This window comes from Salinibacterium sp. NG253 (assembly GCF_015864945.1).
Taxonomy (GTDB): Bacteria; Actinomycetota; Actinomycetes; order Actinomycetales; family Microbacteriaceae; genus Rhodoglobus.
The window spans coordinates 1649299-1664439 of record NZ_JADYWF010000001.1 but is presented as its reverse complement, the minus strand read 5'-3'; the positions used below and the strand labels follow the sequence as shown (position 1 = coordinate 1664439).

General features: G+C 61.3%; 17 protein-coding genes. 15 read left to right on the top strand and 2 right to left on the bottom strand.

All coding sequences use genetic code 11. The annotated features are described in order from the left end of the window. The first annotated feature begins 24 nt into the window (after positions 1 to 24). The 6 genes from I6E52_RS07930 (at position 25) to I6E52_RS07905 (ending at position 7406) form a co-directional block, all read left to right on the top strand. A complete protein-coding gene (locus I6E52_RS07930) occupies positions 25 to 1743 on the top strand; it encodes an acetolactate synthase catalytic subunit (RefSeq protein ID WP_197156136.1) in 1719 nt (572 codons plus the stop codon). Continuing rightward, positions 1740 to 2801 (top strand): NAD(P)H-quinone oxidoreductase, encoded by a 1062-nt coding sequence (locus tag I6E52_RS07925; RefSeq protein ID WP_307842444.1) that lies wholly within the window; start codon positions 1740 to 1742, stop codon positions 2799 to 2801. The genes I6E52_RS07930 and I6E52_RS07925 overlap by 4 nt, the downstream gene beginning before the upstream one ends. A gap of 292 nt (positions 2802 to 3093) precedes the next feature. Beyond that, positions 3094 to 4197, top strand: coding sequence for an ABC transporter substrate-binding protein (locus I6E52_RS07920; RefSeq protein WP_307842443.1), 1104 nt, complete (start codon positions 3094 to 3096; stop codon positions 4195 to 4197). A 73-nt stretch (positions 4198 to 4270) separates the two neighbouring features. Further along, on the top strand, positions 4271 to 5071 hold the full coding sequence (locus tag I6E52_RS07915) for an ABC transporter ATP-binding protein (protein ID WP_197156134.1): 801 nt from the start codon (positions 4271 to 4273) through the stop codon (positions 5069 to 5071). Between the two features lie 22 nt (positions 5072 to 5093). Beyond that, positions 5094 to 5951 (top strand): ABC transporter permease, encoded by an 858-nt coding sequence (locus I6E52_RS07910; protein WP_197137289.1) that lies wholly within the window; start codon positions 5094 to 5096, stop codon positions 5949 to 5951. Between the two features lie 87 nt (positions 5952 to 6038). Then, positions 6039 to 7406, top strand: coding sequence for an NtaA/DmoA family FMN-dependent monooxygenase (locus tag I6E52_RS07905; protein ID WP_197156132.1), 1368 nt, complete (start codon positions 6039 to 6041; stop codon positions 7404 to 7406). Here the strand turns inward: I6E52_RS07905 and I6E52_RS07900 are convergent. After that, positions 7403 to 8002, bottom strand: a complete 600-nt coding sequence (locus I6E52_RS07900) for a PadR family transcriptional regulator (RefSeq protein WP_197156128.1) — start codon at positions 8000 to 8002, stop codon at positions 7403 to 7405. The two genes, I6E52_RS07905 and I6E52_RS07900, sit on opposite strands and share 4 nt — an antisense overlap. A 141-nt stretch (positions 8003 to 8143) precedes the next feature. On the opposite strand from I6E52_RS07900, the gene I6E52_RS07895 reads away from it, so the two are divergent. From I6E52_RS07895 to I6E52_RS07880, 4 genes are all read left to right on the top strand, one after another. After that, complete coding sequence (locus I6E52_RS07895) at positions 8144 to 8638, top strand: flavin reductase family protein (protein ID WP_197156126.1); 495 nt, start codon at positions 8144 to 8146, stop codon at positions 8636 to 8638. A gap of 9 nt (positions 8639 to 8647) precedes the next feature. Continuing rightward, positions 8648 to 9121 (top strand): riboflavin kinase, encoded by a 474-nt coding sequence (locus I6E52_RS07890; protein WP_197156124.1) that lies wholly within the window; start codon positions 8648 to 8650, stop codon positions 9119 to 9121. 66 nt (positions 9122 to 9187) lie between these two features. After that, a complete protein-coding gene (gene dcd, locus I6E52_RS07885; RefSeq protein ID WP_197122501.1) occupies positions 9188 to 9793 on the top strand; it encodes a dCTP deaminase in 606 nt (201 codons plus the stop codon). Positions 9794 to 9882: 89 nt separating this feature from the next. Then, positions 9883 to 10551: a hypothetical protein gene (locus tag I6E52_RS07880; RefSeq protein WP_197156122.1), complete on the top strand. Its 669-nt coding sequence runs from the start codon at positions 9883 to 9885 to the stop codon at positions 10549 to 10551. On the opposite strand, the gene idi is transcribed toward I6E52_RS07880, so the two are convergent. Beyond that, complete coding sequence (gene idi / locus I6E52_RS07875; protein WP_197156120.1) at positions 10548 to 11078, bottom strand: isopentenyl-diphosphate Delta-isomerase; 531 nt, start codon at positions 11076 to 11078, stop codon at positions 10548 to 10550. The genes I6E52_RS07880 and idi overlap by 4 nt on opposite strands. Before the next feature lie 106 nt (positions 11079 to 11184). On the opposite strand from idi, the gene I6E52_RS07870 reads away from it, so the two are divergent. The 5 genes from I6E52_RS07870 to I6E52_RS07850 are packed head-to-tail and all read left to right on the top strand — an operon-like array spanning position 11185 to position 15124. Further along, on the top strand, positions 11185 to 12051 hold the full coding sequence (locus I6E52_RS07870; protein ID WP_197137274.1) for a squalene/phytoene synthase family protein: 867 nt from the start codon (positions 11185 to 11187) through the stop codon (positions 12049 to 12051). Beyond that, positions 12048 to 13637 carry a phytoene desaturase family protein gene (gene crtI, locus I6E52_RS07865; RefSeq protein WP_197156118.1) on the top strand — a complete coding sequence of 530 codons (1590 nt, stop codon included), beginning with the start codon at positions 12048 to 12050 and terminating at the stop codon, positions 13635 to 13637. Before I6E52_RS07870 ends, crtI begins: the two co-directional genes overlap by 4 nt. Further along, entirely contained in the window at positions 13634 to 13966 is a 333-nt protein-coding gene (locus I6E52_RS07860) for a lycopene cyclase domain-containing protein (RefSeq protein WP_197156116.1), read from the top strand. The genes crtI and I6E52_RS07860 overlap by 4 nt, the downstream gene beginning before the upstream one ends. Next, positions 13963 to 14274: a lycopene cyclase domain-containing protein gene (locus I6E52_RS07855; RefSeq protein ID WP_197156114.1), complete on the top strand. Its 312-nt coding sequence runs from the start codon at positions 13963 to 13965 to the stop codon at positions 14272 to 14274. Before I6E52_RS07860 ends, I6E52_RS07855 begins: the two co-directional genes overlap by 4 nt. After that, entirely contained in the window at positions 14267 to 15124 is an 858-nt protein-coding gene (locus I6E52_RS07850) for a prenyltransferase (protein ID WP_197156112.1), read from the top strand. The genes I6E52_RS07855 and I6E52_RS07850 overlap by 8 nt, the downstream gene beginning before the upstream one ends. The last annotated feature ends 17 nt before the right edge of the window (positions 15125 to 15141 follow it).

Below are 15141 nucleotides of genomic sequence, written 5' to 3'. Positions count from 1 at the left end.
CCGCGCCACCGAGGAGACACAAAAATGAGTAAAACCGTAGTCGAAGCAGTTGTTGACGCGCTAGTGCGTCACGGCATAACCGAGACCTTTGGCCAAAGTTTGCCTTCCGCGTTCTTTCTTGCTGCCGAACGTGCAGGAATTCGACAGGTTGTATATCGCACCGAGAACGCTGGCGGTGCGATGGCGGATGGCTACGCGCGCATCAGTAACCGCATTGGTGTGGTCGGGGCACAGAACGGCCCCGCAGCGACGCTGCTTGTGCCGCCGCTCACAGAAGCGATGCTGTGTTCTGTACCGCTACTCGCGATCGTTCAAGATGTACCGACGCCCACCCGCGACCGCAACGCCTTCCAAGAAATAGACCACCACGAACTCTTCTCGGGGTGCAGCAAATGGACCCGGCATATCGAAGATCCGGCCCGGGTCGACGACTACGTCGATATGGCGATCAGTATTGCGACGTCCGGCAAGCCCGGGCCCGTCGTCTTGCTCTTGCCCAAAGACTCCATGTTGAAACCCGCGATCGAACCGAAGCGTCGGCGAGTGAGCGCCCTCGGAACCTTCCCGCTGGATCGTCCGCGGCCGGATGCTCAGCAGCTCGAACGTGCTGCCGAACTACTGGTTGATGCCAAGTATCCCGTCGTCATTGCCGGCGGCGGTGTTAACCGCTCGGTGGCCGCCGAGTCGCTTGCACGGTTGCAGGAGAATGCATCGCTCGCTGTGGCTACAACCAACATGGGCAAGGGTGCTGTGGACGAACGCCACCCACTCTCACTCGGCGTTGTGGGGAACGTAATGGGCGCGCGAAGCAGCACCGCGTTTATGCAGCCACTTCTCGATCGCGCCGATGTTGTCTTGCTCGTGGGCAATCGCACTAATGAGAACGGGACCGACGGCTGGAGCATCATTCCAGCTGACGCACAGGTCATCCACATTGATCTTGACGGCGCAGAAATTGGGCGCAACTACGAAGCGCTGCGTCTCGTCGGCGATGCGCGTGCCGCGCTGGACGACCTTGCCGAGGCAATGACGCGTCGCGGAGTGGAGAACCGCCAGGCGCACCGCGCGAGTCTGGAAGCTGATGTCATCGCTGCCCGTGACGCCCACCGCGCTCAGTTTGCGGAGCTTGTTGATCTCGAAAGCACTCCCATTCGCCCCGAGCGTGTGATGCGTGAAATCGACGATCTCATCGACAAGGACACCATTGTTGTCGCAGACGCGAGCTACTCCACGATTTGGCTCGCCAACTACATCACCGCTCGCCGCCCGGGACAGCAGTTTGTGTACCCGCGAGGCATGGCGGGATTGGGCTGGGGTGTTCCGATGGCATTGGGCGCGAAGGTCGCCAGTCCCGAAAGCGACGTTGTCTGCATCACCGGTGATGGCGGCTTCGGGCACGTGTGGCAGGAGCTCGAGACAGCTGTCCGGATGAATGTGCCGCTCACGATCGTGCTTCTCAACAACAGCATCCTGGGGTTTCAGAAGCACTCTGAGCTTGTGCAATTCTCGGAGTACACGACCGCCGTAAAATTCACGGATGTCGATCACGCGGCCATTGCTCGCGCGGCGGGAGCTCGCGGAGTCCGGGTCAGCAGTCTTGAGGAATTGCAGCCAGCGCTCGCAGAGGCAATCGGCAGCGACGCCGTCACTCTCATTGAAGTGATTGTTGATGAAGATGCATTCCCGCCCATTACCGGATGGGAAGCACGTGCAGAAGTGCTGCCAAAGAATGGGGCCAAGTGAGCAATTCGGTAGAGAGTGACGCGGCAGCGATGAAAGCAGTAGTGCAGTCGATGCCCGGCGGGCCGGAGACGCTGACATGGGGCACAGCTGAACGCCCGCAAATTGCTGACGGCGAGGTGCTCGTGCGCGTCGCAGCGACGGCGTTCAATCGCGCCGATTCAAGCCAGCGGGAGGGGCGATACCCGCCACCTGCAGGAGCTTCCGAGATTCTTGGGCTCGAGTGCTCAGGAGTAATTGAAGCCGTCGGGTCGTCAGTCGGAGGTTGGGCGGTTGGCGATCGGGTGTGCGCGCTCCTGTCGGGCGGCGGCTACGCAGAATTTGTTGCAGTTCCTCACGAACAGCTTCTCCCCATCCCCGATGGCGTCGGCTTGCTTGAGGCAGCCACGCTTCCCGAAGTTGCGTGCACGGTGTGGTCGAATCTGGGTATGCCCACTCGCCCGCAGGAGGGTGCAGTTGTGCTTCTTCACGGTGGCGCTGGCGGAATTGGAACGTTTGCGATCCAACTCATGACTGCTTTGGGCTGCCGAGTCGTCACGACCGTCGGATCAACGCTAGGGGCTGCGCTCTGCCGTGAGTTGGGCGCCGCGGTAGTTGTCGACTACCGGTCGGAAGACTTTGTCGAGGTCGTTCGCGATGAGTCGTTGCGCGGCGACCGATCTGACGTCGGCGCGGACTTGATCCTGGATGTTGTCGGTGCCGACTACCTGCAACGAAATGTCGATGCCCTTTCCACCGCGGGGCGCTTGACGATCATTGGTTCGCAAAGCGGGGTAGCGGCCGAAGTGAATCTGGGGTCGCTCATGCGTAAGCGAGGAACCGTGACGGCAACCACCCTCCGCGCCCGACCGCTTCACGGGGCAGGTTCCAAGTCAGAAATTGTGGCGAGCGTGCTCGAACACGTGTGGCCGCTTGTCGCAGGCGGGGCAATTCGCACCCAAATCGGCGACCGACTTCACATCAGGGAGGTCGCGGAAGCCCACCGTCTGCAACTGAGCCGAGAGGCTGCTCCAGGCAAGACTCTGCTCATTGTCGACGAGTCGTTGGCCGACCACGGCTAACGCTCGATCCTGCTTTCTCGCGCAGCGCGTGGGAGACGGCTGCGAAGCTGCCTCCCACGCGCTCGTCGTTAACCGCCCGTTTCGCGCTCCCTCCGCTAACGTCAGTAGCAACCCTCCGCGTTCCTTTGGGTGCACGACTTGTCTACCCGAAGCGCGAGGGTCATTGCACCTGGCCAGCGTGTGGTGGCAACCAAAACGACCGTAAATCAAGTTTGCACAGTCAATCTTGATCATGTACGTTTTGTCTAGCCATCCAATGACGGATACGGCCTAGGAAGGAACCTGGATCCAAGTGATTACACCTCTTGATTCCAAGAAACTGCGAGGCCTCGGCATCGCATCGCTCTTGGTAACAGCACTCTCGCTCTCCGCCTGCACAGCCCCCGCAGAAGAATCCACGCCCGACGCCGGCGACCTCCTGATCTCTCAGGAAGCCTGCGACCGCAACGCCGCGGTGGGCACCATCACCTACATCTCCGGCTACGGATACTCGGCCAGCGCCGGCCAGCTTGACGTATTCCTCGCCGAAGAACTCGGCTACTTCAAGGACCTGTGCCTCGACGTAGAGATCAATGCCTCCGGAGCGAACGGGCAGCAGCTCGTTTCCTCGGGCCAGGCTGAGTTCACCGCACTCGGTTCGGCATCCGATGTCATGCTTGCCGCCGCCAACAGCAAGAACCTCACCGCGGTTGCGACCTACGGCAACACCCCGCCGTTCTCGATCTTCGCCAACGAGAAGATCACGAGCCTCAAGGATCTTGAAGGTGGTTCGCTCGGCTACTTCATCAACCTCACTCCGATCGCCTCCGCCATGTTGGATGCCGCTGACGTCGATGTCAGCAAGGTCGAACTAATTAAGATGACCAACTACGACCCCACCGTCGTCACCCGCGGCCAGGTCGATGCCATAGTCGGCTACGCCTCAAACCAGCCCGAGAACCTTCGCGCTCAGGGGCTGCCGTTCACCGAGTTCTTTCCCTCTGACGTGGGTGTTGAAGGCACCTACAACGTCATGGAGGTCAACTCCGAGTTTCTCGCCGAGAACCGCGAAGTCGCCGCTGACTTCATGCGCGCATCGCTGCACGCCTTGCAGTTCTGCCTCGACAGCTCCGACGAGTGCATCGACATGATCGCCCAGCTCGCCGAAGACAACGGTCAAGGATCTGCCTTCCCGCGCGATCAGCTCGAACGCACCTGGAATGTGGAATCTCAGTGGGTCAAGGACAGCAACAGTGGGCTCCCCGGAACCCAGACTGCTGCTGACTGGGCCGCCGAATACGAACTCGTCAAAGAGTTCGGCAACGTCGACACTCTTCCCGCTATCACCGACATGATGGATGAAACGCTCGTCGCTGATCTCTATGCAGACGGCGAACTGATCTGGCCGGGCAACTAACCCGACCACCCCGCTCGGATGCCGCACCAACCCACCCGGTGCGGCATCCGGCTTCATAACTCAGGGAGTAACTGTGGAAACCGCACAGCCACACGCGGGCGTTCATATCGAGAACGTCTCTAAGAGCTTCGGCCCCGAGGGGGCGCGCACGCTCGTGCTCAACCACGTGAGCCTCTCGATCAAGATGGGCGAGTTCGTTTCGGTGATCGGACCAAGCGGGTGCGGCAAGTCGACACTGCTCAAGACGGTCGCTGGCCTCATCGACGCCGACAGTGGCACCGTCATGGTTGACGGGATGACGGTGAAAGCCGCGACGAAGAACAAGATGATCGGTCTTGTTCCTCAGTCTCCAGCGCTGCTCCCGTGGCGCACGGTGCTCGACAATGTGCGCCTCCCTATGAGGGTGAACCCGAAAGCGAATGCGAACCGCAACCTGCGCGACCCTCGCGAGATTCTGGAGTCATTCGGGTTGGGTGCTGCGCTCGACAAGTATCCGGGTCAGCTTTCGGGTGGGATGCAGCAGCGCGTCGCTATTGCCCGCGCGTTTGTGTTCGACCCGAGTGTGTTGCTCATGGACGAGCCCTTCTCGGCGCTCGACGAGATGAACCGTGACGCTCAACGTTTGGGGTTGCTCGATTTCTGGCAGTCCAACCGCAAGGCCGTCATGTTTGTGACTCACTCGGTGCCCGAGGCGATCATGCTCTCTGACCGCATCGTGGTGATGGGGGCGCATCCTGGCCACATCGCGGAAGTCATCGATGTTCCTTTGCCACGCCCCCGCACGATCGACGTGTACGCGACCGACGAGTTCCGTGATCTTGAAGGCCACGTGCGCGAAACACTGCGCGAAGTGATGGGACAAAAGAGTGCCTAAGTCACGCAGGAACGAGGAACGCATGTCAACAACCGACACATCAGCGCTGGCCGTTCAGTCGGCGACAAGTGCGACCGGCCGCCGCTTCTCACCGCTGGCCTCGGCCAAGTTCAAACAGAACTTACGCTGGACCAACTGGGCTCCCGCCGTCATCACCTTTGTGATTGCGGCAGCCCTCTGGCAGATCACCGCGATCGCGAACCCGTACGTGATTCCGACCATCGACCAGGTGTGGGTGAGCCTCATCAAAGATGCCGATACGTACTGGGCGAACATGCTCGTGACGGGGCTAGAAGTTCTCGTCGGTGCGAGCTCGGGCATCATCGCCGGGTTCATCTTGGCGATCATCATGGCCGAGTTTCAGGTCATGGAACGCGCGGTTATGCCGCTCGTCGTTGTCGTGATGGTGACTCCGATCGTGGCCATCGCTCCCGCGCTTGTCGTAGCGTTCGGCTTCGGCATGACGCCCAAGTTCATCGTGACCGCGCTGGTCGTGTTCTTCCCGATGCTCGTGAACTCCCTTGCCGGGCTGCGAGATGTGGATGATCGCGCTCTCGATGTGATGAAGACACTGCATGCCAGCCGCTGGGAGATCTTCCGCGACCTGCGTTTCACCGGGTCGATGCCCTACGTCTTTGCGGGACTGCGTATCGCGCTTCCGCTGGCGATTGTCGGCGCGGCTGTTGCCGAGTTCGTTGCGGCCGGCCAGCAGGCAGGGCTCGGATCCCTCGTGACGATCGCCGCAGCCCAAGCCAACTTGCCCGTCACGTGGGCCAGCATCGCGCTGCTCTGCTTCATGGGTGTCGTGCTCATTTCACTGCTCGCTCTCGTGCGCAAACGAGTGCTGTGGTGGAGCGACGGAGCCGCCGTCGGCCGGTAGTTTTCGGCTCCCCCCACCTTTTCCCGCTACAACTTTGACTTTTTTCAGCTGTACCTGACTTTTTTCACCACCACGAAAGGATTCACCATGAAGAAGCTTCGCTTCGGTCTATTCGAAAACCCCCAAGCCAACGACTCGGGCACGTCCACCTGGCGTCACCCCGACAACAAGCGCGACATGTTCGACCGCCTCGACTACTGGCGTGAAATCACCACCATCTGCGAAGAAGCCGGCTTCGACTTCATGTTTTTGGCGGATGCGTGGGGCTGGGCTGACGTCAACGGCGAGCGTCCCGAGATCTGCTCGGTCGAGGGCCTCGACCTGCCGCGCCTCGATCCGGCGATTCTGGCTGCTGCTCTCATCTCGACGACCACGAATCTCGGACTCGTGCTCACGGGATCCACTCTTCTTGAACAGCCCTACGCTTTTGCCCGCCGCATTGCGAGCCTCGACCACCTCTCGGGCGGGCGCATCGGGTGGAACGTCGTGACGACGGGAACCGCCGAGACGGCATCGCAGGCCTTTGGCGTTCCGATGGTCGCGCACGACGAGCGGTACGACATGGCCGATGACTTTATGGAAGTCGTCTACAAGCTGTGGGAGGGCGCCTGGGAGCGTGACGCGCTCGAGCGTGACAAGAATGGTCGCTTTGCTGACCCGGCCAAGGTTCACCGCATCGAGCACGATGGTCCGTACTTTAAATCGCACGGTTATGGAAACTCCTCGTACTCACCGCAGGGCACCCCGGTGCTCTTCCAAGCGGGCACCTCACCGCGCGGCCGCGAGTTCGGCGGCAAGCACGGTGAAGCTGTCTTCCTCGGTGGTGGAGCCGTCGAGAAGGTGGCCGAGCAGGTCGCCTCCATTCGTGAAGAGGCCGTCAAGAACGGTCGCGCCGCCGACTCGGTCAAGATCATGTCGGCCTTCACGTGCGTCATCGGCGACACCGCTGACGAAGCCAAGGCCAAGCTGCAAGCGGTGCTGGATGCCGAGAGCCCCGACGTGGCCGTCGCCTCCTACGCCTGGTTCACGGGCCTCGATCTCTCGTCCTTCGACCCGGCAACGCCGATGAAGGAGCTGCACACTGAGCTTTCGCAGACCCAGATCACCCGCTTCGGCGACCAGACGGTTGGCGATGTCCTGGCGCAGTGGCATGGCAATGGTGTGCGCAGCAAGCCCTTCGTGGGCACGGCTGAGCAGATCGCAGACGAGATGATCGCTCTCGCTGAGGGCGCCGACCTCGATGGCTTCTTGTTGACGCCGATGATTCAGCCGAGCTCAACCGTCGAGTTCATCGAGAAGGTGCTGCCGATTCTGCGCGAGCGGGGAGTTGCGGGCGAAGGCTACGACGCTTCGACTCTGCGCGAGCGTTTGCTCGGCACCGACGATTCGATCTTGCGTGACGACCACCCTGGTGCGGCCTACCGGGCGACGGCCGCGGTTGAAGCGAAGAACTAGCTCGTAGCGCGGCGAGCGGGACGGTCGCCATCTTCTCCGGCAAAGACGTAATCGCCAGAGCGGATGCGGCCGATCACGTCTCGAGCCCACTGCTGTTCTCCGCGCAAGCGAGAGGTTGCCAGTTCGAAGATTTCGCGCACGTAGGCGGGAGTCGAGGTCGAGGTTGCAACATCACCAATGTGGTACGCGTTGCTGGCGATGCGGGCGTCGATTTCGGTGACGCGGTGTTCGAGTCCGGCGAGCACTTCTTCGCGCTGCAGGGCGTACATGAACGAGGTGAGCACCATGACGGGCTTGGTGTCGAAGACTTCGACTGTCCAGAGGGCGTCGCGCAGCATCCGGAGCAATTCGACTTCGCCGGCTTCGGTCATGCGGTAGGTCGTGCGCTCGGGGCGGTTGCCGGCAGACTCGGTGCCGTTCTCGGCGAGATAGCCATCGTTCGTGAGCGACCGCAGGGCGTTGTAGATCGAGCCGGGCTGAATGTTGGCCCATTCGTCGATGTGCCAGGTCATCAGTTCACGGCGCAGAAAGTAGCCGTGAACTGGTTGGAACTGGTTCACAGCTCCCAGTACGACGAGGCGAGTTGTAGTCGACATGCCCCCAATGGTAGGCCAAGCGGTCGGCGTGCAGGGGAGAAAGTCTGTTGTTTACATGATCAAAAATGACTAACATGTAGTCACATGTTCAAACTTGACTAGCAGTCGCTGGTTGAACATTTCAAGCAAAGGAGTCCGCCCATGTCGCATGAGACCACCGCGGAAGAAGTTCCCCCGCAGGTTGCTCTTCGCCGAGCACTCTCGCTCTTTCCCACCGGCGTCGTCGCGCTCGCCGCTGTCGTCGATGGCACCCCAACCGGCATCGCCGTCAACTCCTTCACGTCCGTTTCCCTCGACCCACCGCTCGTAGCTGTGTGCCCCGCGCGCACCTCCGCTACGTGGCCCGTGCTCGCGCGCGCCACCCGCATCGGGCTCAGCGTTCTTGGCGCCGATCAGGAAAGCACCGCCCGCAGCCTCGCTTCCCGCACGGGTGACCGTTTCGCCGACGTTGCCTGGCGCGCGACCGAAGGGGGAGCCATCCACATGGATGGTGCCGCTTTGTGGCTCGAGTGCGAGATTCGTAACAGCTTTGACGGCGGTGACCACGAGATTGTGACTCTCGAAGTCATCCACTCTGAAGCGTTCCCCGAAGTCACTCCTCTTGTCTTTCACCTCAGCCAGTTCCGCGGGCTGTAGGCGGCGGGCGTGCGTGCTTCACGGGTGCGCACCATGGCTAACGAGCGTGGCCCGAGCACCGATTGCGTTGACCTAATGGAGCATCCGCCCACGCTGAGTTTTCGCGGCACCGTCGTGCATGGCGACAAGCGTGGCCGCGAGCTGGGTTTTCCCACCGCGAATATTGCTGTCACCGACCACCACGCGTTGCCGGTCGACGGTGTGTACGCGTGCTGGGTGACCTTCCCGCCGGCTGCCACCCGTCATGGCGCGACCATCAGCATCGGTGACAACCCCACTTTTGACGACGTGACCGAGCGTCGAGTCGAAGCCTTTATTCATGATTTCGACGGGGACCTCTATGACGCCGAGGTCGAGTTCACGGTGCACGCCTGGTTGCGGGGGATGTTCCGCTACGAAAGTCTCGACGAGCTCATCGAGAAGACGGCAGCGGATGTCGCAGCGTCGCGCATCGCGTTGCTCGCTCCCGCGCGGCTGCCGTAGCTTTCGCGGCTCCCCAGATTTGCTCATTTGAGCGCTACGCGGCCGGGATTTCGTTAGTCTTAGGCCATGCTTCTCAGTGATCGCGACATCCGGGCCGAACTCGCCTCTGGCCGCATCGGCCTTGACCCTCTCGATCTCGACATGGTGCAACCGTCGAGTGTTGATGTGCGGCTCGACCGCTTCTTCCGCCTCTTCGATAACCACAAATACCCGTTCATTGACCCGGCGGTTGATCAGCCTGATCTCACTCACCTCATGGAGGTGGATGCTGACCAGCCGTTCATCCTTCACCCCGGTGAGTTTGTGCTCGGTTCCACTTTCGAACTCGTCACTTTGCCCGATGACGTTGCCGCTCGCCTCGAGGGCAAGAGCTCGCTGGGGCGCCTCGGTCTGCTCACGCACTCCACTGCCGGCTTCGTTGATCCTGGCTTCTCGGGTCACGTCACTCTCGAGCTCAGCAATGTTGCAACCTTGCCCATCAAGCTCTGGCCCGGCATGAAAATTGGGCAGCTGTGCTTCATCAAAACCACCTCCCCCGTGGAGTCGCCCTACGGTTCGGGTCAGTACGGTTCGCGCTACCAGGGCCAGCGTGGTCCAACGGCCAGCCGCAGCTTCCAGAACTTTCACCGCACCGATGTGCGGGCGAATGATGCGGGTTCGCTCGGGGGCTAAACCTGTTCTGGTGACGCGTGAGTGAACGTTAGATCACGATTCGGACTCTCATAGTTGTTTAATCCTCACTCTCGCATAATGTTGCGTTCATGAAAACATTTGTGGGCTCAGGAACCCCCTCAGCGCGACCCTCTACTCGTCGTATTCTTGCTGCAGCATCCGCGGCTATGGTTGCAATTTCATTGACCGGTTGCACCCTTCCGGTAGACGGTGCTGACGCTTCAGGCCAGCCAACCGCTAGTCCGGTTGAACCAACGGCAGCGCCGGTGGCAGAGCCGCTCGTCGTGCCAAATTGCGAGCAGATGTTGCCCGAAAGCATCGCGCTGGAATACTTAGGCGACCGAGGCGAACTGCTTCCAACTGAGGGCGATCAGGGGCCGGAGGAAATGCCGTGGGCGCTTCACGCTCAAGGCTTCGATCCCATCCTCGACACGGTCGCGCAACGCGATCAGTGCCTCTGGGGCTACTCCGACAACTTCCACTCGTTCTTTACGATCATGGTCGCTGATACGTCGAGCGTCGATGCTGAGGCGTTCCAAGCCCAGATTGCGGCCGCGGGTTACGAGAGCACGCCCAACGGCGAGGTAGAAACCTACGTGCTGCAAGAAGAGACCTCTGACGGCTACGACTACCCGACGATCGCTCTGGTCGATGACCTCTGGCTATTCGCCCAACTGAACGAACCCGAGCGTAGCTTGCGTGTCGTCAACGCGATGCTCGACGAAGTACGCACGCTCAACCCCACTCGCGGCTACTAGTCGCGCTGAGCGTCGAGTTGCTCCAACTGCCAGCCGAGCCACGGGCTAAACGCGAATGGAGTTGCGGCCACGGCGCTGTGCAGCGACTCGGGGTCAACCCAGTCGAACTCGTCGACCTCTGCCGGGTTAGGGGCTGCGGCATCCGTCGTCACTGCACGGTAGACAGGGCAGATCTCATTCTCGACGATGCCGGAGGAGTCAACGGCGCGGTAACGAAAATCGGGCAGCACGAGTTGCACATCGCTGACGGTAATTCCGAGCTCGTACTTGGCCCGGCGGATGATCGCAACAGCCATATCTTCACCGGGGGCCGGATGGCCGCAGAACGAGTTCGTCCAGACACCGGGCCAGGTGAGTTTCGAGAGCGCGCGACGGGTGACGAGCACCTTGCCGTCGGCGTTGTAGACGTGGCACGAGAACGCGAGGTGCAGGGCGGTGTCGGTCGTGTGAACGAGGGCCTTGTCGGCAACACCAATGTGTTCGCCGGACTCGGAGAGAAGTACAACCTGCTCGGGGATTTCACTCATGATCGCGATAGTCTGCCTAGGTGGAACGAATCGAAATGCCGCACCCCATGTGTCGGCCTGCACTCAGCCTAACTAATGTGCCTGAACATGCTGAGGGTGGGCGCGCGTGAGCTCACGTCTGAAGCTGTATGACCGTGTCGCCGAAGATGCGGCCAGCATCGTCATTCGCAGCTATTCCACGTCGTTTTCTGCGGCATCTCGCCTTCTCGGCACGGATGTTCGCCAGCATGTCGAGAACATTTACGCTCTCGTGCGGGTGGCCGACGAAATCGTTGACGGCGGAGCCGAAGAAGCCGGTCTCGACGTGATCGCGACGGGCCGTCAGTTGAACGAACTTGAGAAAGAAACCGAGAACGCGATCGCGAGCGGCTTCAGCTCGAACCTCGTCGTTCATGCCTTCGCGCTCACCGCGCGCGAGGTGTCGTTTGGTGCAGAGCTCACGGCTCCCTTCTTCGAGTCGATGCGCATGGATCTCAACCAGAAAGAGCACGACCAGGCCAGCTTTGATCGCTACGTCTACGGCTCCGCTGAAGTTGTCGGTCTTATGTGCCTGTGTGCCTTCCTGCACGGCCACGATGTCAGCGACGAGCAGCGAGCCAAGTTCGAGCGCGGTGCACAAGCGCTCGGCGCAGCCTTCCAAAAGGTCAACTTCTTGCGTGACCTCGCCGACGATTTTGAGACGCTCGGCCGCAGCTACTTTCCGGGCATCGATGTTGCCTCGTTCACCGAAGCCGAAAAGATCCGACTGCTTGATGATCTCGATGCTGATCTGCGGGATGCCGCCATTGGTGCCGAGCTGCCGGCGAGCAGCAAAAAAGCGGTTGCGCTCGCGCACTCTCTCTTTGCCCAACTTTCCAAGCGCATCCGGGCAACTCCGGCGAGCGAATTGGTGAAGACCCGGGTGCGGGTTCCAGATGTTGTGAAACTGCGGTTGGCTGCGGCGGCCGCGATAGGAGTGACTCCTCGACCATGAGTGACGTTGTAGTAATTGGTGGCGGTATTGCCGGGCTCGCGAGTGCGGCACTGCTGGCTAAGGAGGGGCATTCGGTCACGCTGCTCGAGGGCCGCCCTGAGGTGGGTGGCCGCGCGGGGCTGTGGGAGCACGAAGGGTTCCGTTTCGACACCGGGCCGTCGTGGTATTTGATGCCTGAGGTGTTCGATCACTTCTACAAACTCATGGGCACGAGTGCCGCCGAGCAGCTTTCGCTCGTCACCCTCGACCCTGGTTACCGGGTTTATTTTGAGGGAGAGAAAGAAGCGCTCGACATTTCAACCGAGCTCGAAGAGAACCTCGCGCTATTCGAGAGCATCGAGCCGGGTTCGGGTGCCCGCATGCGCAAGTACCTCGTCTCGGCCAAAGACACCTACGAGCTCGCGAAGAAGTACTTTCTCTACACGAGCTTCGCTGATCTGCGCACGAGCGCAACGAAAGAGGTGCTCGCTAAGGCGGCCCGCTTCATCCGCTTGCTTATCGAACCGCTCTCGAGTTTGGTTGCTCGCACCGTCAAAGACGATCGTCTGCGCAAAGTGCTCGGCTACCCGGCCGTCTTTCTCGGCTCCTCGCCGTACCTCACCCCGAGCATGTACCACCTCATGAGCCACCTCGATCTCTCGGATGGTGTGCTTTACCCGATGGGCGGCTTCACCCGGGTGATTGAAAGCATCGCTGACATCGCGCGGGCTGCTGGCGTCGACATCCGCACCGGTTCGAAGGTCACGCGCATCGTGACAGTCGATGGCGTTGCAACAGGTGTTGAGTACACGGATGCCGCGGGCAAGCGTCACACCATCAACGCCGACACCGTGGTTTCTGCTGCCGACCTCCACCACACGGAAACCACCATGCTGGAGTCAAGCGAGCAAACCTATTCCGCTGAGTACTGGGAGAAGAAGGTTCCCGGCCCCAGCGCGCTGCTGTTGTACTTGGGTGTGAAGGGCGAACTGCCCGAGCTCGAGCACCACACGCTGCTGTTCATGAAGGACTGGCAACAGGGCTTCGAGGCCATCTTTGGCAACGAACCGAAGGTGCCCGAGCCGGCATCGCTCTACATTTGCAAGCCCAGTGGCGTTGACCCGCATGTGGCACCCGAGGGATACGAGAATGTGTTTGTGCTCGTGCCGATTCCGGCCGACCCCGCCATTGGCCACGGTCAACTCGCAGGCGCCGGAGCTGGCGATGCGCGCATCGAGAAGCTCGCCGACTCGGTGATCTCGCAGATCAGCGAGTGGACCGGCATCCCCGACCTCGCCGACCGCATCACGGTGCGCCGCACGGTAGGCCCTGGCGACTTCGCCGATGACCTCAACGCGTGGCGCGGCACCGCACTGGGGCCGGCTCACACCCTCAAGCAGAGCGCGTTCTTCCGCGCCGGCAATGTGAGCAAAAAGGTCAAGGGCCTCTACTACGTGGGTGGCTCGACCATCCCGGGCATCGGCCTTCCCATGTGTCTGATTAGTGCCGAAGTGCTCGTGAAGCGCCTGCGCGGCGATACCTCTGCTGGCCCGCTCGCTGAGCCGTTGACGCCCGTGGTCGCACCTCAACCGAGGCCCTGGCCGTGATCGTTCTCTACCTTCTTGCTCTGCTGATTTCCCTCACGGGAATGGTCGTGCTCGATCGACGCTTTTCGCTGTTCTTCTGGCGGGATGCCCGGCGCGCCCGCATCGTGCTGCCGGTCGGCGTGCTCTTCTTTCTCGTCTGGGATCTTCTCGGTGTCGGCCTCGGCATCTTCTTCCGCGGCGAGACCGAGTTCATGACCGGACTGTTGGTGGCACCGGAGGTTCCCCTCGAAGAAGTCTTCTTTCTCACCCTGCTCTGCTATCTCACGATGAACGTCTACGGCGCCCTCACTCGCGAGCGCTCGGCGGCTACCGAGGGGAGCGCAGCATGACGTACTGGCTACTCAATGCCGTGTTCTTGGCTCTCGTCGCGGCGCTCGTGATTGCTGTTGTAGTGCGGCGGCGCTCGCCGCAGTGGCGCGCCATCGCGATCACGATGGGCATCTTGCTCGTGATGACGGCGGTCTTCGACAACGTGATGATCTCCGTCGGCCTCGTCGGTTACAGCGCGGATGCCATCAGCGGCGCCTTCATTGGAGTCGCCCCGCTCGAAGACTTCGCCTACGCGGTCGCGGCTGTCGTGGCGCTGCCGTGCCTGTGGACGCTGCTGGGTTCTCGCCGAAAGGACTCCCATGCTTAAGGATCTGTTCCTCTCCTCGCGTCCGCTCAGTTGGGTCAATACGGCGTTCCCGTTTGCGGCCGCGTACTACCTCACCACCGGCGCGATCGATCTCACCTTCGTGCTCGGCACGATCTTCTTCCTCGTGCCCTACAACTTGGCGATGTACGGCATCAACGACGTGTTCGACTACGAGTCCGACCTGCGCAACCCGCGCAAGGGCGGGGTTGAAGGGGCGCTTCTCGACCCGCGGATGCACCGGCCAACGCTCATCGCCGCCGCCGTCACGACCATCCCGTTCCTGATTTATCTCGTGATCGTCGGTAACCCACTCTCGTGGCTTGTGCTGCTCATCAGCATGTTTGCCGTCGTGGCCTACTCAGCCAAAGGCTTGCGCTTCAAGGAGCGCCCGTTCCTCGACTCCCTCACCTCGAGCACGCACTTTGTGTCGCCCGCGATCTACGCGCTCGTGCTTGCCGGCGCGGTTTTCACACCTCAACTGTGGGCCGTGCTTGGCGCGTTCTTCCTGTGGGGCATCGCCTCGCACGCCTTCGGCGCCGTGCAAGATGTGCTCGCCGATCGTGCCGCAGCCATCTCGTCCATCGCGACCGTGATTGGGGCGCGAGCCACCACTCGCTTCGCCGTGATCGCGTACCTAGCCGGCGGCATCCTGCTGCTGTTCTCGGCGTGGCCGGGCCCACTCGCCGCCATTCTGGTGCTGCCCTATGCGGCGATGTGCGCGCCATTCTGGAACATCACGGATGCCACAGCCGAGTCAGCAAACCGAGGCTGGAAGAACTTCTTGGCCCTCAATTTCATCACCGGATTCTTCGTGACGATGCTGCTCATCTGGTGGGCGTTCATCCGCTAGCTACTGGTTATCGCAGC